Below are 23,410 nucleotides of genomic sequence, written 5' to 3' on the forward strand. Positions count from 1 at the left end.
GTGTCGACCAAGGTCGACACCTACCGATGGGCCTACCGCGCGGCAGTCGCCTGGCGCTGGTCGCCGCGCTCGGCTCTGGTAGCCGCCGACCTTGGTCGGCGCCGTGAATGCGTGTCGACCAAGGTCGACACCTACCGATCGGCCTACCGCGCGGCGGTCGCCTGGCTGGCCAGCTGGCGCTTGACCCAGTCATCGATCAGGCGCTTCTCGTAGCGCAGCGGATCACTTTCGCTCTTCAGCCCAACGTTGTGCAGGTAGCCGGTATCACTCAGGCGTGCGTCACCTTCACTGACGATGCGGCCGCTGGCGTCCTTCAACGTGTACTGCAGGGTGATCCGCGGTGGGTAGATGTCGCGCATGATGCGGATGTCGCGCCCGCGCGGGCCATGCCACGGCTCGTAGTCACCGGCTCGCTTGATGTCGACCAGGGTCACATCCAGGGTCTGCCCCGGTTGCAATGGTTTGGCGGCGGTGGTCTGCACGTAGCGCGCCAGCTGCTGGACCCAGTCGCCGCGTTCGGCCTCGAAGCGGTTGCTGCTCTGGCGGATCTCGGTGAATTTGGCCGGATCGTCCCACTTCACGCTGACCGGGCCATCGGCCTGCAGCGCGCGCGGGGCTTCCGGATCGGTCACCGCGCGTGGCGCAGCATTGGCGCCGCCTGCCAGGAGGGCACCGGCCAGCAGAAGGGCGGTAGCAAGTGAGCGGTTCATGACGGTCTCCTGCATCCCCTGAGGGGGGCGATAGTGTTCACGGATCGAGTGTGATCCCGCTCCCGGGCAACGGCAATGGCCGAATGCGTCATGCGCAAGAGCGGTTGCCGCCAATTCATCGTCGTCAACCCTGACTGACGGCGCTTGACGCTGTGAATACGCTCTCTGGAAGATGCTGTGCCTCCAATCCGGCCCGTCCAGACGCCCTTGTCCACACTGCCGCCCCTAGTGGAGCGCCCACCGATGATGGTGCCGGCGCCCGAACCCGACCTGCATCATGGCGTGCTTGAGCGCATCAACGCCGGTTTCTGCGTGATCCAGGTGCTGTTCGAGGGTGACCGCGCGGTGGACTACCGTTTCATCGAGGTCAACGACGCGTTCGAGCGCCATACCGGCCTGAAGGATGCCCGGGGGCAGCGCATGACGGCGCTGGAGCCGCACCACGAGCAGGACTGGTTCCGCATCTACGGCGAGGTCGCACGCAGCGGCCGGCCGGCGCAGTTCGAAATGGAAGCGCGTGCGCTGGGCCGCTCGTTCGCGGTTGACGCGGTGCGCGTGGGACGGCCGGGAGAAGACAAGGTCGGCATCCTGTTCTTCGACATCACCGCGCGCAAGCAGATGGAAGTGGAGCTGGGCGAAAGCGAAGCCCGCTTCAGCGCACTGGCCGATGGCCTGCCGATGCCGGTATGGGTGCTCGACGAGCGCGGCCACGCCCGCTTCGTCAACAGCGCCTTCAGCGAGTTCTTCGGTGGCGACGAAACCCGCGTTCCGGAGGATGTCTGGCGCGGCCTGGTGCACCCGGACGATGCGTCCGTATTCGAGTACGAGCTGCAGGAAGCACTGAAGGCGCAGCGTTCGATGCATGCGCTGGTACGCGCGCGGCGCGCCGATGGCCAGTGGCGCTGGCTGGAGATGAACGCGCGCCCGCGCTTCTCGCGCATGGGCCGCTTCATCGGCCTGGCCGGCAGCAGTCCGGACGTGACCGAGCGCCGCGAGATCGAACTGGCACGCGAGGAACTGCTGCAGTCCGAGCGCGCCGCACGCAGTGCCGCCGAGAACATGGCGCGGCTGAAGGACGAATTCCTGGCCACGCTGTCGCACGAGCTGCGCACGCCGCTGACCACCATCCTCGGTTGGAGCGAACTGCTGCTGCAGCGGGTGGACAACACCAGCCCGCTGTACAAGGGCCTGAACGTGATCGCCAACAGCGCCGGCGCGCAGAAGCGGCTGATCTCGGACATGCTCGACCTCAGCAGCATGCTGCTGGGCAAGGTACAGCTGGAGGTGGAAGTGCTGGACCTGCGCACGCTGCTTGGCGAAGCCATCGGTGCGCAGGAACTGGTGGCCGAGGGCAAGGCGCTGGACGTGCACCTGCAGTTGCCCGAGCAGCCAAGCCCCGTGCTCGGCGATGCCACCCGCCTGCAGCAGGTGTTCTGGAACCTGCTGTCGAACGCAATCAAGTTCACCCCGGCCGAAGGCCGCATCGACGTGCAGCTGCAGGCCGACGGCAACCACTGGGTGATTACGGTGCGCGATACCGGTGATGGCATCGCACCGGAGTTCCTCAACCACCTGTTCAGCCGCTTCCGCCAGGCCGATGGCACCACCACGCGCCGCCATGGCGGCCTCGGCCTGGGCCTGGCGATCGTGCAGCAGCTGGTCGAACTGCACGGCGGCACCGTTGCCGCCGCCAGCGAAGGCCATGGCCACGGCGCCACGTTCACCGTGCGCCTGCCCCAGCACCTGCCGGATGCCGAGCGCCGGCCGCTGCGCGAAGTCATCAGCGGGCCGATCCTGGAGCCGGTGATCGTCGAGCCGTATCCGCTGCGGGGCATGCATGTGCTGGCGGTGGAAGACCAGCCGGAGGTGCTGGAATACCTGCGGCGCATGCTGGAAGAGCAGGGCGCCAGCGTATCGGCGGCCAGTTCGGCCGGCGAGGCGCTGGCACTGCTGGCCGACACCGGCCATCTGCAGTACCACGTGATGCTGACCGACATCGGCATGCCGGGCATGGATGGCTACGGGCTGGTGCGCACGCTGCGCGAGGACATGGGCGTGGATGCCGCGATGTTGCCTGCGGTGGCGGTGACCGCGCTGGCGCGTGCCGATGACCGCCGCCGTGCGTTGGCGTCGGGCTTCCAGGAGCATGTCGCCAAGCCGTACTCGGTGGCGCAGCTGGTGTCCGCCGTGCGCAAGGTGCAGGTACCGCGCGCCGACAGCGCGCTGCACTGAGCATTCACGGCCGATCGGCGACCCTGCAGGCAGGAGGTCGCCGATGTCCCGCATAGCTCCCCGCATCCATACCGGCCCGGCGCAGATCGCGCGCCTGGAAGCCCTGCTGCCGCAGCTGGAAGGCGAAACGCAGGTGGAACTGACCCTGCACGATGGCCGGCGCCTGCTCGGCACGGTGGCGGTGAAGCCGACCGTGCAGCAGTACCGCAACGACGCCGGCGATGAAGGCAGCAACGGCCAGCTGAGGCTGGACGACTACGACACGCCGGTGCAGCAGCACCATGTCTGGCTGGACGAGATCGCCAGCATCCGCAGGTTGCCGCCCAGGATCGCGTAATCCGGTAGCGCCGGGCCACGCCCGGCGACCGCACGCCGATCCATCACGCTCAATGCTCGAACAACGTCGGCGTCGCCTCGAACCGCCGCGCATAGGCCCGTTCCTCCGCGACCCGCGCCACCTCGTCGTCGGCCAGGTCCGGCGCACCATACACCGCGTAGGCCACGCTGCCGTCGGCGCCATGGCCGACCTGGTGCAGCCGGTAGCGTGAGTGGCCGCCGCCGGTATCCTCGGGGTAGTGCACGGGCGGATGGCTGCCTTCCAGGTCCATTTCACTGTTGTCGACCACGCCACCGACGAACAAGGCTCGCATGCAGGTTCTCCTGGGTTTCCGGGGGAGCCTCTACCCTGAACGTTCCAATGTTGCTGGCGGATCAAGGCCCCGTTCGGGTTTCGCAAAGCGGCCTGGCGGGGCCGGCCCGGCCAAGCCGGTACAATGGACGGCCCTCACGCTTGAAGTACCCGCGCCGATGGCCTCCAGCGACGACGCCCCCCTGCAGACCCTGTTCCTGCCGTTCTCCCAAGGTGCCCTGCGCTGGCCGGAGGGTCCGGTGGCCTTCCTGCGTGCCCGCGACGGCTGGCCGTTGCGCGAGGCCGCTGGCAACCGCGAGGTGCACTGCGAGCAGAGTTTTGCCCCGTTCGCGCAGCCGCTGCAGCAGGCTGCGGGCTGGACCGTCAGCGGCCAGCTGGACGATGCCGCGGGCAAGGGCCGCTACCCGCTGGTGCTGGTGCTGCCGCCGCGCCAGCGCGAAGAAGCCCGTGCACTGTTCGCCCGCGCGCTGGCGCTGGTCGCCGACGGCGGTCGCATCGTCGCCTGCCAGTCCAACAACGAAGGCGCGCGCTCGGGCGAGGGCGACCTCAAGCAGTTGGCCGGCCTCGGTGGCAGCCTGACCAAGAACCATTGCCGCGTGTACTGGACCGCCCCGCTGCAGGGCCAGCACGATGCCGACCTGGCCAAGCGCTGGTCGGCGCTGGATGCGGTGCGCCCGATTGTCGGGGGCCGTTTCCTCAGCCGCCCGGGCGTGTTCGCCTGGGACCGCATCGATCCGGCGTCGGCGCTGCTGGCCGAGCATCTGCCGGCCGACCTGGCCGGGCGTGCAGCCGACCTCGGCGCGGGCTACGGCTACCTGTCGCGCGAGCTGCTGGAGCGTTGCCCGAAGATCACCGCGCTGGACCTGTACGAGGCCGAGCGGCGCGCGTTGGCGCTCGCCGAGCTGAACCTGGCGCCGCCGCCGCGCCCGCTGCCGCTGCGCTTCCTGTGGCAGGACGTCACCGCCGGCATCGAGCCGGGCTACGACGTCATCATCAGCAATCCGCCGTTCCATACGCCGTCGCGTGCCGATCGCCCGGACATCGGCCAGCGCTTCATCGCCGTGGCCGCGCAGGCGCTGCGCCCGGGCGGGCGCCTGTACGTGGTGGCCAACCGCCATCTGCCGTACGAGCACACCCTCAACGACAGCTTCGGCGCGGTGCGCGTGGTCGCCGAGCGCGATGGCTTCAAGCTGGTCGAAGCAGTGAAGGGCAAGGGCCGATGAAGCTGGTCAAGCACATCGCCAACCTGGGCTACGGCAGCCGCAAGCAGGTGCAGTGGATGTTCCGCGAGGGACGCGTCACCGACGCTGACGGCGAGGTACTGTACGCCGACGACCAGGTGCCGCACGAGGCCATCCGCGTTGACGGCGAGCCGCTGGACCCGCCGGCCGGGTTGTCGATCGCGCTGCACAAGCCGGCCGGCTACACCTGCTCGACCAAGGACACCGGCCGCCTGATCTACGATTTGCTGCCGCCGCGTTTCCGCGACCGCGATCCGGTGCTGTCCACGGTCGGCCGCCTCGACCGCGAGACCAGTGGCCTGCTGCTGCTGACCGACGACGGTGGCCTGCTGCACCGGATCATCTCGCCGAAGTCGAAGCTGCCCAAGGTCTACGAGGTGGAGCTGAGCGACGACCTGCGCGGCGACGAGGTCGCGCTGTTCGCCAGCGGCACGCTGATGCTGGAGTCCGAGAAGACGCCCCTGCTGCCGGCTGAACTGGAGGTGCTGGATGCGCGTCGCGCGCGCCTGGTGCTGCACGAAGGCCGCTACCATCAGGTACGCCGCATGTTCGCCGCCACCGGCAACCACGTGCAGGCCCTGCATCGCAGCCGCGTTGGCGGGCTGGACCTGCAGGGGCTGGACGAAGGGCAATGGCGGCAGCTCACTTCCACCGATCTGGATACGCTGTTCGCTCCATGACCACCATCGCTGCGCTGCCGTTCCTCCCCGATGCCGTCATCTTCGACATGGACGGCCTGATGATCGACAGCGAGCGGGTCTCGCTGGCCTGCTGGAGCCAGGCCGCCGACGAGTTCGGACTGGGCCTGGATGAAACGGTGTTCCTGCGCATGGTCGGCCTCGGTGATCGCGACACGCACGCGCTGCTGCGTGCGCAGGGCATCGAGGACAGCGTGATCGAGGCGGTGGCCGCGCGCTGCCACGAGCTGTATGAAGCACGCACGCAGACCGGCCTGCCCTTGCGGCCGGGCATCCTGGAGCTGCTTGAACTGCTGAAGGCGCATGCGGTTCCGCGCGCGGTGGCGACCACCACGCGGCAGCCGCGCGCCAACCGCAAGCTGGCCGCCGCCGGCCTGCTGCCGTACTTCGATGCGGTGATCACCAGTGGTGACGTGGCGCGGCCGAAGCCGGCGCCGGACATCTACCTGCTGGCGGCACAGCGGCTGGGGCAGGCGCCTGAGCGGTGCCTGGCGCTGGAAGACTCTCCGGCCGGTACGCGTGCGGCGCTGGCCGCCGGAATGACCGTGATCCAGGTACCCGACCTGGTGCATCCGGATGAAGAGTTGCGTGCCCTCGGCCACCGCATTGTCGGCTCGCTGGTGGATGCGCACGCGCTGCTGCTGCCGTTGTTGCCGAAATAACCGGTAGGTGCCGACCGTTGGTCGGCACGCTTTCCTTGGGTAGGTGCCAACCTAGGTTGGCACTCATTACTGCCCTGGTGGGTGCCAACCTTGGTCGGCACACCTGTCCCCATCACACCCGCCCGAACACCAGCGCGGCGTTGGTGCCACCGAAGCCGAAGCTGTTGGACATCACCGTATCCAGCTGCTGCTCGCGGCTTTCGCGCAGGATCGGGAAGCTCTCCACCTTCGGGTCCAGCTCGCCGATGTTGGCCGAACCGGCGACGAAGCCGTCGCGCATCATCAGCAGGCAGTAGATCGCCTCATGCACGCTGGCCGCGCCCAGCGAGTGGCCGGACAGTGCCTTGGTCGACGACAGCGGCGGTACCGCGTCGCCGAACACTTCGCGGATCGCGTTGAGCTCGGTGACATCGCCCAGCGGTGTCGAGGTGCCGTGGGTGTTGAGGTAGTCCAGCGGGCGATCGACGCCCTGCAGCGCCATCTTCATGCAGCGCACCGCGCCTTCACCGGACGGAGCAACCATGTCGGCACCGTCGGAGGTGACGCCATAGCCGATCAGCTCGGCATGGATGTGCGCGCCGCGGGCTACGGCGTGGTCGTAGTCTTCCAGCACCAGCATGCCGCCGCCACCGGCGATGACGAAGCCGTCGCGGTCCTTGTCGTACGGACGCGAAGCGCTGGCCGGGGTCTCGTTGAAGCTGGTCGACAGTGCGCCCATCGCGTCGAACATCACGCTCATCGACCAGTGCAGGTCTTCACCGCCACCGGCGAACATGATGTCCTGCGCGCCATGGCGGATCATGTCCGCTGCGGCGCCGATGCAGTGCGCTGACGTCGCGCAGGCGGCCGACAGCGAGTAGCTGACGCCCTTGATCTGGTAGGCCGTGGCCAGGCAGGCCGAGACGGTCGAGCACATCGTGCGCGGCACCATGTACGGGCCGACCTTGCGCACGCCACGCTCGCGCAGCAGATCGACCGCGCCGATCTGCCATTCGCTGGAGCCGCCACCGGAACCGGCGATCAGGCCGGTGCGCAGGCTGCTGACCTGCTCGGCGCTGAGCCCGGCATCGGCGATGGCATCGCGCATGGCCAGATAGGCGAAGGCCGCCGCATCGCTCATGAAGCGCTTCTGCTTGCGGTCGATCAGCGCGTCCAGGTCGAGGTCGACGCGGCCGCCGATCTGGCTGCGCAGGCCGGCCTCGGCATGGTCGGCCAGTGCGGTGATGCCGGAGCGCCCTTCTCGCAGCGCGGCCGAAACAGTATCCAGATCATTGCCGAGGCAGGACGTGATGCCCATGCCGGTGATGACGACGCGACGCATCAGAAGCTCCCGGTTTCAGTGAACAGGCCGACGCGCAGGTCGCGCGCGCTGTAGATTTCGCGGTCATCCACGTACATGCGGGCATCGGACTGGGCCATCACCAGCTTGCGGTTGATGACGCGGCTGATGTCGATCTCGTAGCGCACGAGCTTGGCCTCCGGCAGCACCTGGCCGGTGAACTTCACCTCGCCACAGCCCAGCGCGCGGCCCTTGCCGGGGGCGCCCAGCCAGGTCAGGAAGAAGCCGGTCAGCTGCCACATGGCATCCAGGCCCAGGCAGCCGGGCATCACCGGGTCGCCGATGAAGTGGCAGCCGAAGAACCACAGGTCCGGGCGGATATCCAGTTCGGCGCGTACCATGCCTTTGCCATGCGGTCCGCCGTCCTCGCGGATTTCGGTGATGCGGTCGAACATCAGCATCGGGTCGTTGGGCAGACGGCCGGCGGCGGTGCCGAACAGTTCACCGCGTGCGCTGGCCAGCAGCTGTTCGCGGTTGAACGCGTGGAGACGGGTCATGAAGCACAATCCTGGAAGCGAAGAACAGGGAAACAAGTGCCGGAGAATGCCCGTGGAAACTGCGCCGATCAAACATTTCAACCGTACGCAACCGTAGTGTTTTCAAGGGAATACGCGCATCCTGTTGATGTGCAACGACCATACTTCGGCGTGTGGCCCGCCCGGCCCGCCCCCGCCTTTTCCACCTGACATGACCCGACTGCGCAAGATCATCCACGTTGACATGGACGCGTTCTACGCGTCGGTGGAGCAGCGCGACGATCCGTCACTGCGCGGCAAGCCGGTGGTCGTGGCATGGCGTGGTGCCCGCTCGGTGGTGTGTGCGGCGTCCTACGAGGCGCGCGTGTTCGGCGTGCGTTCGGCGATGCCTGCCGTGCGTGCCGAGCGCCTGTGCCCGGATGCGATCTTCGTGCCGCCGGACTTCACGCGTTACAAGGCGGTGTCACAGCAGGTACGCGCGATCTTCCTCCGCCATACCGACCTGGTCGAGCCGTTGTCGCTGGACGAGGCCTACCTGGACGTGACCGAGCCGAAGAGTGGCATCGAACTGGCCACCGACATCGCCCGCACCATCCGCGCGCAGATCCGCGAGGAAACGAACCTGACTGCTTCAGCCGGGATCGCGCCGAACAAGTTCCTGGCGAAGATCGCCTCGGACTGGCGCAAGCCTGATGGCCAGTTCGTGATTCCGCCTCAGCGCGTGGATGCGTTCCTGGCACCGCTGCCGGTGAACCGGGTGCCCGGCGTCGGCAAGGTCATGGAAGGCAAGCTGGCTGCGCGCGGCATCGTCACCTGCGGTGATCTGCGGCAGTGGGCGCTGATCGACCTGGAAGAAGCATTCGGCAGCTTCGGGCGCAGCCTGTACAACCGCGCACGCGGCATCGACGAGCGGCCGGTGGAGCCGGACCAGCAGGTGCAGTCGATTTCCTCGGAGGACACCTTCGCCGAAGACCTGCTGCTGGAAGACCTGACCGAGGCGATCGTGCAGCTGGCCGGGAAGACCTGGAACGCCACGCGCAAGACCGAGCGCATCGGCCACACCGTGGTACTGAAACTGAAGACCGCGCAGTTCCGCATCCTCACCCGCAGCTTCACCCCGGAGCGCCCGCCGGAATCGATGGAGGAGCTGCGTGACATCGCCCTGTCGCTGCGCGCGAGGGTGGATCTGCCGGCCGAGACGCGTTACCGCCTAGTCGGCGTCGGCCTGGGTGGCTTCCGCGAAAAGGAGCCGGTGGTGCAGGGGGAACTGTTCGAGCACACCCAGACCGATCCCCCCTGATCGTTCATCCACGCATGGCGTCGATCTACGTGTCGACCAAGGTCGACACCCACCAAGAGCAGGTCATTCCATCCAGACAGGTTGCGGAGACATGCCATCCAGACAGATCGCAGAGAACCGTCGAAGGCGGGGTGGGTCCGGTTGCGGGGGTGTCCGCGGCATGGATGCCGCGGCCAAGCCCCCAGGGATGGGTTTACGGCGTCCCCCGCAACCGGACCCACCTCGCCATCCCACGGATAGCCAGCTGTTGCTGTTGCTCCGGCTGTTGCCGTTGCATTGAGCAGGTGCAGGGCGCAGCCCTGCAAAAGACCCCCTACCTCATGGCCACTGCATCTCGCCCTTGGCCACCTTCGCACTCAACTCCAGCGACTCCACGCCCGCCAGCTTCGGGTAGCGCGCCTGCATCGCCTTCACCAGCGCCGCACTGTCCTTGGCCTTGGCCGCCTCGGCATCGAACGCGCGGATGTAGTCCGCCGTGAACGCCAGCGCACTCGTATCCAGCGCCGCACCCGGCGCGTAATGCCCCGGGACCACCACCTTCGGCTTCAGCGCCTGCAGCCGCTGCAGGGTCTGCAGCCAGTCGGCATGCGACTTCGGCGTCTGCGTATCGGCCATCCACACGTGTTCACCGGCCACCACCGGAATGCCGCCGACGATCGCGCGCAGCGACGGCACCCACAGCACCGTGCGGTCCGGGGTCGGGCCATCCAGGCCGATCAGCGGCAGGCGCTGGCCTTCCAGCTGCAGGGCATCGCCATCCAGCACCTGCGGCACCACGATGCGTGCCGGCACGTCGGCACCCATTTTTGGCCCCCAGTAGGCCAGCTTGCCGGCCTGGGTCTGCTGGATGTGGGCAACGGTCTGCGCGGTGGCGACGATGCGCGCCTTCGGGAACGCATCCTGCAGCGTGGCCAGGCCGAAGTAGTAATCCGGATCGCCGTGGCTGATGTAGATCGTGGTCAGCTGCTTGCCACTTGCGCGGATCAGCTCCACCAGCTTGCGCGCGTCGCTGGCGCCGAACTGCGCGTCGACCAGGATCGCGTCGTGGCGGCCTTCGATCAGCACCGAGGACACCGAGAACATCGCCTGTGGCCCGGGATGGAAGGTCTGCAGGTGCAGCTGGGATTTCGTCGCGGCGGCCGGAGCGACGGTGGCCGATGCGGCCATCAGCGGAGCACTGGTGAAACTGGCGGCCAGGGCGAGGGGAAGCAGCAGGGCAGCGGTGCGCATGAGCAATTCCTTGTGTAGAGCCGAGCCATGCTCGGCTGCATTTTCACGGAAAGCCGAGCGCGGGCTCGGCTCTACAGGGCACGGGCGTCGATCAGTACGCTGCCGTGATGATCTGCTTCGGGTACTGGTGCGCTTCCAGCTCGGCGACGAACGCAGCGCCGTAGTCGGCGTAGCTGATGCGACTGTGGCCGCTGGCGTCGGCAAGGAAGCTCTTGGGCTGCACGCGGTACTGGCCGCGCTCTTCGCCCGGGCCGATTTCGGCGGCCGGCGAGAAGAAGGTCCAGTCCAGGTCGTCCACCGCCTGCAGGCGATTGAAGGCTTCACGATGGGCCAGCGCGTACGGCTTGTAGGCCTCCGGGAAGTTGGGGGTATCGACCAGCTGCACGCCCGGCGCGACTTCCAGGCTGCCGGCGCCACCCACCACCACCAGGCGCGGTACACCGGCCTTGCGGGCGGCGGCGGCCAGCTGCGCGGCCACTTCGCCGACGCGGCCGATGTCATCGCCCGGACGCGGGCCATAGGCACTGGCCAGCACGTCGTGGCCGGCGATGGCGGCGACCAGGGCATCCTGGTCATCCAGCGAGGCGATCACCGGATGGGCGCCGGCCAGTTCGGCCGGGAGGTCCTGCGCGCTGCGCACGATGACGGTGAGTTCGTGGCCGTTGGCCAGCGCGTGGCGGGCGATCTGGCGGCCGATGTTGCCGGTGGAACCAACGAGGGCGATCTTCATGGCAGGACTCCGTGGGGCGGTGTGGGGTGGGAACGGGGCCACTCTAGGCCGCTGCAGTCGCTCGAAAAACAGCGTATAACGCGCTTGTTTGTTGCATGAATCGAGCATATGGACCGACTGACCGCCATGACCGTATTCGTCGAGGTGGCCGAGCGCGGCAGCCTCACCGCCGCCGCCGAGGTGCTGGACATGTCGCGGGCGATGGTCACCCGCTACCTGGCCGAGGTCGAGGGTTGGCTGGGCGCGCGCCTGCTGCACCGGACCACGCGCCGGGTCAGCCTGACCGGCCCCGGCGAGGCGGCGCTGGCGCGCTTCCGGCAGATGCTGGCCATCGGCGAGGAACTGCAGGGCGAGTTGGCCAGCGACGATCCCGAGCCGCACGGCACGCTGCGGGTGACCGCCAGCGTGTCGTTCGGGCAGAGCCACCTGGCGCGGGCGGTGGCCGGTTTCGTCGCACGCCACCCGGCGGCGCGCATCGAACTGCTGCTGGTCGACCGCATGGTGAACCTGGTGGAAGAGCGGGTGGACCTTGCGGTGCGCATCGCCCGCCAGATCGATCCCAGCCTGATTGCACGGCGGCTGGCCACCTGCCGCTCGGTGCTGTGCGCGACGCCGTCCTACCTGCAGGCGCGCGGTACGCCGACTGCACCGGAACACCTGGCCGCGCACAACTGCCTGACCCATCACTACGTCGGTAAGAGCCTGTGGCAGCTGCACCGCGATGGCCGTTCGCTGTCGGTGGCGGTGGGCGGCAACATCAGCGCCAACGAAGCCTCGCTGTTGCTGGAAGCAGTGCGTGCCGGTGCCGGCATCGCCATGCTGCCGACCTACCAGGTGGCGCCGCTGCTGCGTAGTGGCGAGCTGATCGAGTTGTTGCCCGAGTTCAGTCTGGACGAACTCGGCATTCATGCCGTGTACGCATCACGGCGCCAGCAGCCCGCTATCATGCGGCGATTCCTGGACTTCCTGGCCGAGTGTTTCGCCAGCCCGGCCTTCCAGGATCTGGATTGGCGCCCACCGGGCAAGGAGAACACATGAACCATGGACAGGCCTTGATCGACCACAACCGTGCTGCCTGGGACCGCCAGGCCAGCGAAGTGCGCGAATGGTCGCGCCCGGTGGAAAGCTCAACGATTGCCGCCGCGCGCGATGGCCGCTGGCAGGTGCACCTGACCCCGCGCGCGCTGCCGCTGGACTGGCTGGGTGATGTGCGCGGCCGCCGCATCCTGTGCCTGGCCTCGGGCGGTGGCCAGCAGGCACCGGTGCTGGCGGCGGCCGGTGCGGAGGTGACCGTGTTCGATCTGTCCGATGGCCAGCTCGAGCAGGACCGCAGGGTGGCGGCACGTGATGGACTGCACCTGCGCACGGTGCAGGGCGACATGCGCGATCTGCACGCCTTCGCCAACGACAGCTTCGATGTGGTCTTCCACCCGATCTCCAACCTGTACGTGCCCGACGTCCGGCCGGTGTGGACCGAATGCCGCCGCGTGCTGGCGCGCGACGGCATGCTGATGGCCAGCTTCTACAACCCGGTGCTGTTCGTCGGTGCGCGCGATCCGCAGCTGGATGCCCAGGGCCTGATCCGGCCGCAGTACGCCATTCCCTATTCGGATCTGGAAGACCTGCCACCGTCCGAGCGCGAGGCGAAACTGGCGCGGGGCGATGCGCTGACCTTCGGCCACAGCCTGACCGAACTGATCGGTGGCCAGCTCGATGCCGGCTTCGTCATCGATCGCTTCATGGAAGACTGGCAGCCGCAGCCCCGCTTCCTGATCGACCGTTACCTGCCCACGTTCCTGGCCACGCGCGCGCGCCGGATCGGTTGAGGCAGGCCGGCCCAAAACACCGCGGCGTACAATGGACGGCCCCACGTCATGCAGGTGCCGTCCCTTGTCGTATCCGTATCCGCTGGTCGTGTTCGACCTCGATGGCACGCTGGTCGACAGCGCTGCCGATATTGCCGAAGCGCTGAACCGCACGCTGGAGGACATCGGTGTGGCACGCGTGCCGGAAGCCACCGTGCTGGGCTGGATCGGCGACGGTGTGCGTCGTCTGGTCGAACAGGCGGTGCAGGCCGCCGGCCGCGAGGTGGACCTGGCCGAGGTGATGCCGGTGTTCATGGTGCACTACCGTGAGTGCCTGCTGCGCAGCCCGCGCCTGTTCGATGGTGTGGCCGAAGCGCTGGCGCAACTGCGTGCGCGCAACGTGCCGCTGGCGATCTGCACCAACAAGCCCGAAGCACTGGTGCCGCCACTGCTGCAGCACCTGGGCATCGGTGATGCGTTCGCGCTGGTGCTGGGCGGCGACTCGCTGGCGCAGCGCAAGCCCAGCGGTGAGCCACTGCGGCACATCGCCGCGCATTTCGGGCTGCCGGCGGAGTCCTGCCTGATGGTGGGTGATTCGTTGACCGACTACCGCGCCGCCGAAGATGCCGGCATGCCGATCGCACTGGTGCGCTACGGCTATCCGCGCGGCCTGGACCTGACCACCGCGCATGCGGTGGCGGTGATCGACGACCTGCGTGAACTGCCGGGGTTGGCCGCCGGTATTCCGGTGTAGCGGTAGATCGACGCCACGCGTCGATGGAAAAAGCGCCGGGAATGCCCGGCGCGTTTCCTCATTTCGGCTGGTAACGCACGCTCAACTGGTACTCACGGCCGGGCTGGTTGAACCACGCCACGGTCTCGTAGTTGCGGTCGAACACATTGGCGGCACGTGCCAGCAGCGACCACGACGGCGTCAGCGCGTACTCGGCGCGCAGATCCAGCGTGCCGTAACCTCCCACCTTCACCGTGTTGGCGGCATCGTCGTAGCGCTTGCTGGCACCCTGCACGGTCAGGCCTGCGCGGAAGTCGCCGAAGCGGCGGTCGATGTCCAGGCGCGCGGTCTGCTGCGCGCGGCGTGGCAGCCAGTTGTCGAACTGGGTGCTGCCGCCGGTGCGGTTGCGCGGGTCGGTGTAGCTAAGTTGGGCGTTGATGTCGAAGCCGGCCAGCAGCATGCCACCGGTCAGTTCGGCACCGCGGATGCGGGCCTTCTCCACCTGCTGCATCTTGAAAGTCGCCGCATCGTAGGTGATCAGGTCATCGATGCGGGTTTCATACACGTCCAGGCCCCAGTGCCAGCCCTGGCCCTGCTGCGAAACGCCGAGGTTGGCGCTCTTGGACTTCTCCGGCTTCAACGTCGGCACGCCGCTCCACGGGTCGTACAGATCGCTGAAGGTCGGTGCCTTGAACGCCGTGCCATAGCTGGCGTTGACGCGCAGGCCGTGGCCCAGTTCCATCGCCCAGCCAACGCTGCCGGTAGCGTGGTTGCCGAACTGCTGGTTGTCGTCGTTGCGTGCGCTGGCCTGCAGCTGGTGGCGGCCGAAGCGACCCTGGTACTGCACGAACACGCCGGTGTTGCGGCGGCTGTCGACAAGGTACCCCGCGCTGCTGCCGTCCAGATTGTCTTCGCTCCAGTCCACGCCGGCACTCAGCAGCTGGCCCTCGGCCACGCCGAAGTCACCCTGCAGCGAGGCGCTGTCGCGGTGGGTCTGTGCGCTGCCACGTGCACCGAAGTCGCCGAAGTTGTCCGACTCGTTGTCACTGCGGCCGACGTTGGCGGTGAATGCCAGGCGCTCGGACGGCGTGTAGCGCACCTTGCCAGCCAGCACCTGCTGGCGGGTTTCCGAATAGTTGTAGTAACCGTCGTAATGGTTCTTGCCGTCGGCGCGCAGTGCGCTGCCTTCCACGTTCCACTGGTCGTTGAAGGTGTAGCCACCGCGCAGGCTCTTGGACAGGTTGCGGTAGCCGTCACGATCGGGCTCGTCGGCGAAGCAGCCGGTGAACAGCGTGGCCGAGCCGCGGCAGGCATCGATGCCATCGGAATGCTGGTAGGCGATATCCGCACCGAACCAGCCGCGCTCGGTGCCACCGCCGATGCCGCCGCTGGCTTCGCGCAGGCCGTTGCTGCCACCGCCAAGCTGGAAGTGCGGGGCGAAGTCACCCTGGTTGCGGCGGGTGAAGATCTGGATCACGCCACCGATGGCGTCGGCGCCGTACAGGCTCGACTGCGGGCCGCGCACGATTTCCACGCGTTCGATCTGCGCCAGCGGCAGGTCCTGGTACATGGCCAGGCCGAGGTCGGCGCTGTTGATGCGCACGCCATCCACCAGCACCACGGTGTGGCCGGAATTGGTACCGCGCAGGAACAGCGAGCTCTGCTTGCCGAGGCCGCCGGCATTGGTCAGGTTGATGCCGGCACGCCCGCGCAGCAGTTCCTGCAGCGAGGTGGCCTGGCTGGATTCGATCTGCGCGCGGTCGATCACCTGTGCCGGCGCGATGCTGTCCTGCAGGGCGATCGGGGTGCGGGTGGCGGTGACCAGGATCTGGTCGAGCGCGGTGGTGTCCTCGTTGGCCTGTGCCAGCGCGGGCAGGGCGGCCAGCACGGCCAGGGACAGCATTCGGGACTGCAGCTTCATGGGGGACTCCAGGTGCCACGCACGCCCGCGTGGCGAAGGGGAGGAGCCGCGAAGGCAGGCACGCGCCGATGCCGCAGCGCACGCCACGGTCATCCAGCGCCATGCCCACCGCATCGCGACCTGAGGCTTCCGGGCCGGTCTCCGGGCTCGCCGCCGGGTGGCGCGAGGCCACCGTCCAGGCGCCTTCCCATGCCTGCGGCACAGTGGCGGTGTTGCCTGGAACTGACGTGCTTACCGTTGCGGGGGCAGCGCCGGCCTGGCGTGGAATCACGCGTCACCGGCTTCCCGTTTCAACCTGCCGGCCACGGCCGCAGGTCACCTGGAAGTGGGCGCAGTCTACGGCATCGCAGGCAGTCCCGTTGCGTCGCGCCTGCGCGGCTGCCTTTGCTGTGCCTTTAGAATGGTTGCTCGATCCCGTGGTGCCGTTGCCGATGTCCGCCCGTTTTCCGCTGTACCTGCGTTGCCCGTCCGGGACGCGCGCATGATCCTCGACCTGGTCCGCCATGCCGGCAACGGCCGTGATGAATACCTTGATGGCCGCAGCGACCCACCGCAGCTGGCCGGCCTGCCGCAGGAGCTGGTCGAGGCCTATGCCGGGCAGTGCTGGGAGCGGGTGATCAGTTCGCCGCGGCTGCGTTCGCTGCATACGGCCATGGCGCTGGCCACCCCGCGCGGGCTGGACGTCGAAGCGGACGAGGAATGGGAAGAGCTGGATTTTGGCGACTGGGACGGGCAATCGCTGTTCGACCTGCCGGAAGATGCGCTGGCCGCCTTCCACGCCGATCCGCATGCGTTCCCGCCGCCGAACGGCGAGAGCTGGGGACATTTCGAGCGGCGCATCGCGCGCGCGCTGGATCGCCTGCTTGATGATGATGACCCGGTACCGACGCTGGTGGTCAGCCACGGTGGCCCGTTGCGCATGGTGCTGTCGCAGGTCTGCGGCCTGCCGATGTCGCTCTGCTGGGCCCTGCGTATCGACCACGGCACCCGCCTGCGGGTGTGGCTGGAGCGTGGCGAGGCCGGGCTGGTGGGTGAGCTGCTGGAACTGCAGCAGCCCTGAGCGCGCTCGCCGGGCATGGCCCGGCGCTACTGATCGCGCATCGCCGTGGTAGTGCCGGCCGCTGGCCGGCATTCCCAGCCCGGCGAGCGCGTGCGCGGAGCCCTCAATCCTCGTCCGCACCCTCGGCAACGCTGTCTTCAGCGTCATCATCGGCATCGAAGCGCTGCTCATGCACCGGGCCCGAGGCCGGGCCGGCTGCCTTCAGCGGATGCGCAGCGATGCGCGCTTCGTAATCCTGCACCAGTGCCTCGCGCTGTGGCTCGCTCAGCTCCTGCCAATGGCAGTCCAGCAACGCGCCTTCCAGCGAGTACAGCAGGTTCAGGCTGGGCTTGAAGCCGGCGCGCTTGACCTTGACGAAGGCGCCGACGGCTCCGATCGCGACCAGGTCGTCGCGGCTGCGCAGGCCGACCTGGCGCAGCCACGCCGCACTTTTCGGGCCGATGTTGCGCAGCTTCGGTGCGCTCATCCCAACGCCTCGACGAACACGCGGGCGATGGCTTCCAGGCCGGACTGATCCTCTGCGTCGAAGCGGCCGACCTTCGGGCTGTCGATGTCGAACACGCCGATCAGTTCATCGCCGCGCAGCAGCGGCACCACCAGTTCCGAACGCGAGGCCGAATCGCAGGCGATATGGCCGGGGAAGGCGTCGACGTCCTCCACGCGCTGGGTCACGCGCTGGCTGGCAGCGGCGCCACACACGCCCTTGTCCAGCGGAATGCGCACGCAGGCCGGCAGGCCCTGGAACGGGCCGACCACCAGTTCCTTGCCGTCGTACAGATAGAAGCCCACCCAGTTCAGGTCGGGCAGGGCGTGATAGACCAGCGCAGAGAGGTTGGCCGCGTTGGCGATGCGGTCGGACTCGCCGTAGACCAGGCCACGGGCCTGTTCCAGCAGCTGGGCGTATTGTTCCGGCTTGCTGCCGGTGAGCGAGGCATTGGCGAACATGCCCGCAGTCTAGCAAGCGCGCCGGGCCGGTGATAATGCACGTACTGTTGCCCCGTTGGAGCCCTCGATGCCGTTGCCCACCCCGTTGCCGCCGGCCCTGTTCGTTACCGGCACCGATACCGAGATCGGCAAGACCGCGGCCAGCACCGCATTGCTGCATGCGCTGCGCCGGCGCGGCCTGCGCGCTGTGGGCATGAAGCCGGTGGCCAGTGGCAGCGAGGACCGGGGGCAGGGCCTGCGCAACGAGGACGCGCTGGCGCTGCAGGCGGCCAGCTGGCCGGTGCCGGACTACACCGACCTGAATCCGTATGCGCTGCGGCAACCACTGGCACCGGAACTTGCTGCTGCCGAGGACGGCGTGCAGGTGGAACTGGCGCCGATCATCGCCGCGTTCGAGCGCCTGCGTGCACAGGCTGACATCGTGGTGGTGGAGGGTGTGGGCGGCTGGCTGGCGCCGGTCTCGGCTTCGCTGGACCAGCTCGACCTGGTGCGCGCGCTGCAGCTGCCGGTGCTGCTGGTGGTGGGCATGCGGCTGGGCTGCGTGAACCATGCGCGGCTGACCGCGCAATCACTGCAGGCCAGTGGCGTGGAATGCCTGGGCTGGATCGGCAACCACATCGACCCGGCCATGCAGCGCCAGGACGAAAACTTCGCCACGCTGCAGCAGCGCCTGCCGATGCCGTGCTGGGGGCGGCTGCCGCACCTGCCGGGGGCCAGCGGTGAGGCGCTGAGCGTGCATCTGTTCGACGCCTGATGTGCTGAAACGCGAAATCGATGCCGGAGAGGGTAGAGTCGACTGTCAGTCGACTCCCGCGCGTAGCGCGGGATTTTCGGGCATGCGGTGAAGTGCAGTCGACTAACAGTCGACGCTACCGATCAATCAGCGCACTGCCAGCTCCCTCGCGATCGCGCCCAGCCGCTCCACCGCGCCAATGAAGCGCGCATCCAGCGTCTGGCAGCACGACAGCCGCAGGCAATGGCGATACCGCGCGCCACGTGAATACACCTGGCCAGGCATGAACACGATGTCCTCCTGCAGCGCACGCTCGAACAGTTCGCGCGTATCGATGCCCGGCAGTTCCAGCCACAGCAGGAAGCCGCCCTGTGGTTCAGTGGCGCGGGTGCCGGCCGGGAAGTGTTCGGCCACCAATTGGCGCAGGCGTCCGACCTGTTCGCGATACAGGCGACGCATGCGATGCAGGTGGTGCTCGTAGCTGCCCGCTTCCAGATACGCGGCCACCGCGTCACCCAGCAGCTGCGGCTCACCGCCAGTGGACTGGAATTTCAGCAGCGCGATGCGTTCGGCGAAGCGGCCACCATCGAGCCAGCCGATGCGATAGTCCGGCGCCAGCGTCTTGGAAAAGCCACCGACCACCATCACCCAGCCGTCGCGATCAAACGCCTTCAGCAGTGGCGCCGGCGGCTCGCAGAACTGCAGTTCTGCGTACACCGCATCCTCGATCAACGGCAGCTGGCGTGCATTGACCAGCTCGGCGAGGCGTTGCTTGGCGTCCATCGGCATGGTGCAGCCCAGCGGGTTGTGCACGGTCGGCATCACCACCAGCGCGGCCAGCGGTGTGTGCTCCAGCAGCGCGTCCAGGGCATCGACATCCAGGCCCTGCTGCGGATGAGTGGGCAGTTCGATGGCCTGCAGGCCGAGGTTGGCCAGCAACGGGTACAGATTGAAGTAGGAGGGCGCTTCGATGCCGACCGCGTCGCCCGGTTGGGTCACTGCACGCAATGCCAGCTGCAGCGCCTCCATCGCGCCGTGGGTCAGCAGCAGGCGCTCGGGGTGGGTGTGCAGGCCCATGCGCGGACCGCGGCGCACGATCTGCGCCAGCAGCCGCGGCGAACCATTCGGGCGCGCGTAGGTCTCCACCGTCTGCTGGCCATGGCGCAGTACCTGCGCGGTGTGCTTGGCCAGCTGAGCGCCGGGGTAGAACTGGCGACCGCGCGGGCCGGCGAAGGCCAGATCGATCACGCCCGGGCGGCGCTGCGCCTCAAGCACGCGTGCCATCAGCACCTGCTGCAGCGGTGCGGTGGGCGCCGAGGGCACATCGCGCAACGACCGTTCCGGCACCGACAGCCGTGGCGCGACCTCGAAGCCAGCCTTGGGCCGGGGAATCACCAGGCCGGCGTCTTCCAGTTGGCGGTAGGCGGCGATCACCGTGTTCAGGCTGAGCCGGCGCTGCGACGCCATCTGCCGCAGCGAGGGCAGGCGGCTGCCTACTGGAAGCCGGCCGCCGTGGATGGCCTCGGCCAGTTCATCGGACAGCCGCTGGTAGCGGGGGGGAATCATCGAGGTCTGGTCATCTGTATCCATCGAATATCCCGTCATCTGGTGCTGTACCCATGAAGATGACGAGCCTAGCATGTCGTTGTCGGCCGGGCCTGATCGGGGCACGACCGGTACTTTCCAAGCGCACGGCTGGATGGCCGTGCGTCTTTTTTTTGTGTGTAGGTAGCGCCGGGCCATGCCCGGCGGAATGCATGGGTCCGCCGGGCATGGCCCGGCGCTACCGGACTGGTTCAGCGCATCGGCACCAGCACCGCATCGCGCCGGTACAGCCCCGGGAACTGCTTGCCCAGGGCGGCCAGCTTCGGCGCGTCGTAGTAGCGGATGTAGGCCGCCTGCGGGTAGTTGGTCATGTAGTTCTGGTGGTAGCTCTCGGCCGGGTAGAAACGCTGGCCGCTGACCAGCTGGGTGACGATCGGTGCGCGGTAGCTGCCGGCCTTGCCGAGCTGGGCTATGTAGGCACGACTGGCTGCCTGCTGGCGGGCATCGTCAGTGAAGATCGCCGAACGGTACTGGCTGCCGTGGTCGGGCCCCTGGCGGTTGAGCTGGGTCGGATCGTGTGCCACCGAGAAGAACACCTGCATCAGCTGCCCGTAGCTGACCTGGCGCGGGTCGTAGTCGATCTTCACCGCCTCGGCATGGCCGGTCTGGCCGCTGCTGACCCGTTCGTAGCCTGCGTTGGCAGCGCTGCCACCGATGTAGCCGGACACCGCATTGCTCACGCCTTTGACATGCTGGAACACGCCCTGCACGCCCCAGAAGCAACCGCCGGCAAACACCACGCTGGCGTGGGTGGCGTCATCGCGGAATGCGGCATCGCCCGTGGGTACAGGCAGTGCCTGGGTCTGCGCGCTGGCTTCGACCGGTGCCGCGATGGCGCCGTGGTCAACGAGTAGCACACCGGCGATCAATGCCGTGGCCACCAGACCTGCAACACCGGCGGCGATGCCTTGTTCAAAGGAGAGTTTCATCGTGTGCTCCCGGTTCAACCGAAGGTGAAGGCATAGGCCTGCACGCCCGCATCGAGGAATTCGATCTCGAAGCGATGTGGGCCGACCGTGCCGCGTTGTCGCACCAGCTGGTACAGGCGGTGCTCGTTGACCACGCCGCTGCCATCGGCGCCGACATCACTGCCGGCATCGGCAGCGGGCAGCGGCTTGCCATCCAGCAGGACGCGGAAGCGCACTGGCTTTCCTTCCTGGTCCGGCGCCAGCACCAGGTGCAGGTCGCGCGCATGGAACTGGAAGGCGATGCGGCCACCGGCCTGCTGTAGTTGCGCAGCCTCGTCGGTAACGGTCCAGCGTCCGGACAGGCCCCACTGGTTCAACGCCAGGGTGGCCGGCAATGTGTAGTTGAACGCGGTGTCGCTGCGTTGCCCACCGGGTGAGGCGAACTGCTCGGCACGGGCGTGGCCGAGGTAGGTTTCCGGCGAGCGCAGATTGCCCATGTCGGCCTGCGCGGCCACGCCCTGCAGGTCCGCGGCGGCGGGATCGGCTGGCGGCGGCAGATTCGTCTGGCCGGCCTCGGCCAGCAGGCGGCGGATCACCTGTTCCGAGCGTGCGTAGTTGCCTTCGCCGAACTGGTGGCCGCGGATGTTGCCCTGTGCATCGACGAAATACTGCGCCGGCCAGTAGCGGTTGTTGAACGCGCGCCAGATCGTGTACTGGTTGTCGAGTGCCACCGGGTACTCGACCTTCAGCTGCTGCACCGCCTTCATGACGTTGCGCGGGTCACGCTCGAAGGCGAACTCGGGCGTATGCACGCCGATCACCACCAGGCCGTGGTCGCGGTAGCGGCGCTCCCATTCGTGCACGAAGGGCATCGCACGCAAGCAGTTGATGCAGGAGTACGTCCAGAAATCGACCAGCACCACCTTGCCGCGCAGCTGCTGGGCCGTCAGCGGCGGACTGTTGAGCCAGCCTGTGGCACCGTCCAGCGCGGGCAGGGTGCCTTCGACCGGTAGCGGTGCATCGGCACCCGCATCGGGGCCAGCCATCATCATCATCGGCGGTGCTGACGGTTGCGCACCAGGTACCGCATCCAGCAGGCCCTGTTCGATGCGCGCGGTGCTGACCGTGGACAGGCGGGTCAGCAGGCCGGTATCCCAGCCCAGCCCGATCGCCACCACCGCCAGCAGCGCGGCCACGCCCAGCACCTTGCGCAGTACGTCGCCGAGCCCGAGCCGCGCCTGCAGCGCGCGGAACACGCGGCCACCGACCCATACCGCCAACGCCAGCGCGGTGATGGCGCCCAGCGCGTAGGCCAGCAGCAGCGTGCTGGTGCCGACGCTGGCGCCGTGCAGCGCGGCACCGGTCAGCACCAGGCCGAGGATGGGCCCGGCGCAGGGTGCCCACAGCAGGCCAGTGGCGATGCCGATCAGCAGCGAGGTCCATGCGCCGCCATGACCTGCGGCATCGGCGGCATCTGCACGCGCGCTCAGCCGCGCACCCACGCGCTGGAACGGCGCCAGCAGATGGTCGGCCAACCGCGGCCACAGCAATGCCAGCGCGAACAGCGCCATCAGCAGCAGGGCGATCCAGCGCCCGACCTGGTTGGCCTGCGCCACCCATTGGCTGCCCACCGCGGCCAGGCTGGCGACCACGGTGAACGTGATTGCCATGCCCAGCAGCAGCGGCAGCGTGCTGCGCAGGAAGGGGCGGTCGGCACGTGCGAACACGAACGGCAGAACCGGCAGGATGCACGGGCTGAGCAGGGTCAGCGCGCCCCCCAGATAGGCAAGCAGCAACAGCAGCATGGTCAGGCTCCGGAAGTGGTGGAAGAACCGACCGGCACACGCCAGCCGTCGGCGGTGCCATCTCCTGCACCGGGAACGAACACCATCGCCGCACCGTTCATGCAGTAGCGCAGCCCGGTCGGGCGCGGGCCGTCGTTGAACACGTGGCCGAGATGGCCACCACAGCGCCGGCAGTGCACTTCCACCCGCAGCATGCCGAAGGTGACGTCGCGGTCCTCGCCGATGGCGTTGTGCAACGGCGCCCAGAAGCTGGGCCAGCCGGTGCCGCTCTCGAACTTGGTGGAGGAGGAGAACAGCGGCAGCGCACAGCCGGCGCAGGCAAAGGTGCCCTGCCGGTGCTCCTTGTTGAGCGAGCTGCTGTACGGGCGCTCGGTGGCCTGCTGGCGCAGCACCGCGTACTGCGCCGGGGTCAGGCGCTGGCGCCAGTCGGCATCGCTGTGCATGACCTCGAACTGTCGCGCCGGACGTGCTTCAGCGGCGGCCGGGGCGGCACGGCTGCAGGCCCCCAGGCCGAGCAGGCCGGCGGCGGTGGCAACACCGCCCAGGCTCAGCAGGTGGCGGCGGGTGAGGGACATGGCAGACTCCGGGAAGGGGCGACGGGGCCATGCTGCGCCCGCCCGGGTCAACG

General features: G+C 68.2%; 24 protein-coding genes and 1 riboswitch. Of the genes, 11 read left to right on the forward strand and 13 right to left on the reverse strand.

Going from position 1 to position 23,410, the window contains the following annotated elements:
* Positions 1 to 143 precede the first annotated feature (143 nt).
* Positions 144 to 710, reverse strand: a complete 567-nt coding sequence (locus tag QP552_RS02340) for a DUF3016 domain-containing protein (protein ID WP_106549765.1) — start codon at positions 708 to 710, stop codon at positions 144 to 146.
* Between the two features lie 243 nt (positions 711 to 953).
* On the opposite strand from QP552_RS02340, the gene QP552_RS02345 reads away from it, so the two are divergent.
* Both QP552_RS02345 and QP552_RS02350 read left to right on the forward strand, forming a co-directional pair.
* Positions 954 to 2,942 (forward strand): ATP-binding protein, encoded by a 1,989-nt coding sequence (locus QP552_RS02345; RefSeq protein WP_286074860.1) that lies wholly within the window; start codon positions 954 to 956, stop codon positions 2,940 to 2,942.
* Between the two features lie 43 nt (positions 2,943 to 2,985).
* Positions 2,986 to 3,279 carry a DUF3247 family protein gene (locus QP552_RS02350; RefSeq protein WP_106549767.1) on the forward strand — a complete coding sequence of 98 codons (294 nt, stop codon included), beginning with the start codon at positions 2,986 to 2,988 and terminating at the stop codon, positions 3,277 to 3,279.
* 49 nt (positions 3,280 to 3,328) lie between these two features.
* Here QP552_RS02350 and QP552_RS02355 read toward each other — a convergent pair whose 3' ends face one another.
* Positions 3,329 to 3,592, reverse strand: a complete 264-nt coding sequence (locus QP552_RS02355) for a hypothetical protein (RefSeq protein WP_005407925.1) — start codon at positions 3,590 to 3,592, stop codon at positions 3,329 to 3,331.
* A 157-nt stretch (positions 3,593 to 3,749) separates the two neighbouring features.
* Between QP552_RS02355 and QP552_RS02360 the strand changes: the two genes are divergently transcribed.
* Genes QP552_RS02360 through QP552_RS02370 form a run of 3 tightly spaced genes read left to right on the forward strand, consistent with a single transcriptional unit; the run spans position 3,750 to position 6,192 of the window.
* Positions 3,750 to 4,814: a class I SAM-dependent methyltransferase gene (locus QP552_RS02360; protein WP_286074861.1), complete on the forward strand. Its 1,065-nt coding sequence runs from the start codon at positions 3,750 to 3,752 to the stop codon at positions 4,812 to 4,814.
* Positions 4,811 to 5,512: a pseudouridine synthase gene (locus QP552_RS02365; protein ID WP_111112858.1), complete on the forward strand. Its 702-nt coding sequence runs from the start codon at positions 4,811 to 4,813 to the stop codon at positions 5,510 to 5,512. Before QP552_RS02360 ends, QP552_RS02365 begins: the two co-directional genes overlap by 4 nt.
* Positions 5,509 to 6,192 carry an HAD family phosphatase gene (locus QP552_RS02370; protein WP_106549770.1) on the forward strand — a complete coding sequence of 228 codons (684 nt, stop codon included), beginning with the start codon at positions 5,509 to 5,511 and terminating at the stop codon, positions 6,190 to 6,192. Before QP552_RS02365 ends, QP552_RS02370 begins: the two co-directional genes overlap by 4 nt.
* Positions 6,193 to 6,304: 112 nt before the next feature.
* On the opposite strand, the gene fabB is transcribed toward QP552_RS02370, so the two are convergent.
* Positions 6,305 to 7,513 carry a beta-ketoacyl-ACP synthase I gene (fabB, locus tag QP552_RS02375; RefSeq protein WP_106549771.1) on the reverse strand — a complete coding sequence of 403 codons (1,209 nt, stop codon included), beginning with the start codon at positions 7,511 to 7,513 and terminating at the stop codon, positions 6,305 to 6,307.
* The gene (gene fabA / locus QP552_RS02380; protein WP_286074862.1) at positions 7,513 to 8,028 is read right to left on the reverse strand and encodes a 3-hydroxyacyl-[acyl-carrier-protein] dehydratase FabA; all 516 of its coding nucleotides are present in this window, start codon (positions 8,026 to 8,028) and stop codon (positions 7,513 to 7,515) included. The genes fabB and fabA overlap by 1 nt, the downstream gene beginning before the upstream one ends.
* Before the next feature lie 190 nt (positions 8,029 to 8,218).
* Here fabA and dinB point away from each other — a divergent pair, with 190 nt between their 5' ends.
* Positions 8,219 to 9,307 (forward strand): DNA polymerase IV, encoded by a 1,089-nt coding sequence (gene dinB, locus QP552_RS02385; protein ID WP_049432292.1) that lies wholly within the window; start codon positions 8,219 to 8,221, stop codon positions 9,305 to 9,307.
* A gap of 318 nt (positions 9,308 to 9,625) precedes the next feature.
* Here dinB and QP552_RS02390 read toward each other — a convergent pair whose 3' ends face one another.
* Positions 9,626 to 10,537: an MBL fold metallo-hydrolase gene (locus QP552_RS02390; RefSeq protein ID WP_286074863.1), complete on the reverse strand. Its 912-nt coding sequence runs from the start codon at positions 10,535 to 10,537 to the stop codon at positions 9,626 to 9,628.
* Positions 10,538 to 10,628: 91 nt separating this feature from the next.
* Positions 10,629 to 11,267 carry an NAD(P)H-binding protein gene (locus QP552_RS02395; protein ID WP_106549774.1) on the reverse strand — a complete coding sequence of 213 codons (639 nt, stop codon included), beginning with the start codon at positions 11,265 to 11,267 and terminating at the stop codon, positions 10,629 to 10,631.
* A 108-nt stretch (positions 11,268 to 11,375) separates the two neighbouring features.
* Between QP552_RS02395 and QP552_RS02400 the strand changes: the two genes are divergently transcribed.
* The 3 genes from QP552_RS02400 to gph all read left to right on the forward strand — a co-directional run bounded on the left by QP552_RS02400 (position 11,376) and on the right by gph (position 13,826).
* Positions 11,376 to 12,305 (forward strand): LysR family transcriptional regulator, encoded by a 930-nt coding sequence (locus QP552_RS02400; RefSeq protein ID WP_197646747.1) that lies wholly within the window; start codon positions 11,376 to 11,378, stop codon positions 12,303 to 12,305.
* Complete coding sequence (locus tag QP552_RS02405; RefSeq protein ID WP_286074864.1) at positions 12,302 to 13,093, forward strand: class I SAM-dependent methyltransferase; 792 nt, start codon at positions 12,302 to 12,304, stop codon at positions 13,091 to 13,093. Before QP552_RS02400 ends, QP552_RS02405 begins: the two co-directional genes overlap by 4 nt.
* A 64-nt stretch (positions 13,094 to 13,157) precedes the next feature.
* Positions 13,158 to 13,826, forward strand: coding sequence for a phosphoglycolate phosphatase (gene gph / locus QP552_RS02410; RefSeq protein WP_286074866.1), 669 nt, complete (start codon positions 13,158 to 13,160; stop codon positions 13,824 to 13,826).
* A gap of 58 nt (positions 13,827 to 13,884) precedes the next feature.
* On the opposite strand, the gene btuB is transcribed toward gph, so the two are convergent.
* Positions 13,885 to 15,726 (reverse strand): TonB-dependent vitamin B12 receptor, encoded by a 1,842-nt coding sequence (btuB, locus tag QP552_RS02415; RefSeq protein WP_286074867.1) that lies wholly within the window; start codon positions 15,724 to 15,726, stop codon positions 13,885 to 13,887.
* Between the two features lie 114 nt (positions 15,727 to 15,840).
* Positions 15,841 to 16,064: riboswitch (cobalamin riboswitch) on the reverse strand.
* A 143-nt stretch (positions 16,065 to 16,207) separates the two neighbouring features.
* On the opposite strand from btuB, the gene QP552_RS02420 reads away from it, so the two are divergent.
* A complete protein-coding gene (locus tag QP552_RS02420) occupies positions 16,208 to 16,786 on the forward strand; it encodes a histidine phosphatase family protein (RefSeq protein WP_286074868.1) in 579 nt (192 codons plus the stop codon).
* A 103-nt stretch (positions 16,787 to 16,889) separates the two neighbouring features.
* On the opposite strand, the gene QP552_RS02425 is transcribed toward QP552_RS02420, so the two are convergent.
* Both QP552_RS02425 and QP552_RS02430 read right to left on the reverse strand, forming a co-directional pair.
* Positions 16,890 to 17,252, reverse strand: a complete 363-nt coding sequence (locus QP552_RS02425) for a TfoX/Sxy family protein (RefSeq protein WP_005407939.1) — start codon at positions 17,250 to 17,252, stop codon at positions 16,890 to 16,892.
* Entirely contained in the window at positions 17,249 to 17,731 is a 483-nt protein-coding gene (locus tag QP552_RS02430) for a GAF domain-containing protein (protein WP_106549780.1), read from the reverse strand. The genes QP552_RS02425 and QP552_RS02430 overlap by 4 nt, the downstream gene beginning before the upstream one ends.
* A gap of 67 nt (positions 17,732 to 17,798) precedes the next feature.
* Between QP552_RS02430 and bioD the strand changes: the two genes are divergently transcribed.
* Positions 17,799 to 18,485: a dethiobiotin synthase gene (bioD, locus tag QP552_RS02435; RefSeq protein WP_286074869.1), complete on the forward strand. Its 687-nt coding sequence runs from the start codon at positions 17,799 to 17,801 to the stop codon at positions 18,483 to 18,485.
* Positions 18,486 to 18,611: 126 nt separating this feature from the next.
* On the opposite strand, the gene QP552_RS02440 is transcribed toward bioD, so the two are convergent.
* From QP552_RS02440 to msrB, 4 genes are all read right to left on the reverse strand, one after another.
* Positions 18,612 to 20,054 (reverse strand): PLP-dependent aminotransferase family protein, encoded by a 1,443-nt coding sequence (locus tag QP552_RS02440; RefSeq protein ID WP_111113562.1) that lies wholly within the window; start codon positions 20,052 to 20,054, stop codon positions 18,612 to 18,614.
* 206 nt (positions 20,055 to 20,260) lie between these two features.
* Entirely contained in the window at positions 20,261 to 20,998 is a 738-nt protein-coding gene (msrA, locus tag QP552_RS02445) for a peptide-methionine (S)-S-oxide reductase MsrA (protein WP_286074870.1), read from the reverse strand.
* A 14-nt stretch (positions 20,999 to 21,012) separates the two neighbouring features.
* Positions 21,013 to 22,782, reverse strand: coding sequence for a cytochrome c biogenesis protein DipZ (locus QP552_RS02450; RefSeq protein WP_286074872.1), 1,770 nt, complete (start codon positions 22,780 to 22,782; stop codon positions 21,013 to 21,015).
* 2 nt (positions 22,783 to 22,784) lie between these two features.
* Positions 22,785 to 23,357: a peptide-methionine (R)-S-oxide reductase MsrB gene (msrB, locus tag QP552_RS02455; protein ID WP_286074873.1), complete on the reverse strand. Its 573-nt coding sequence runs from the start codon at positions 23,355 to 23,357 to the stop codon at positions 22,785 to 22,787.
* Positions 23,358 to 23,410 lie beyond the last annotated feature (53 nt).

The organism is Stenotrophomonas sp. 59 (genome assembly GCF_030291095.1).
GTDB lineage: Bacteria > Pseudomonadota > Gammaproteobacteria > Xanthomonadales > Xanthomonadaceae > Stenotrophomonas > Stenotrophomonas maltophilia_Q.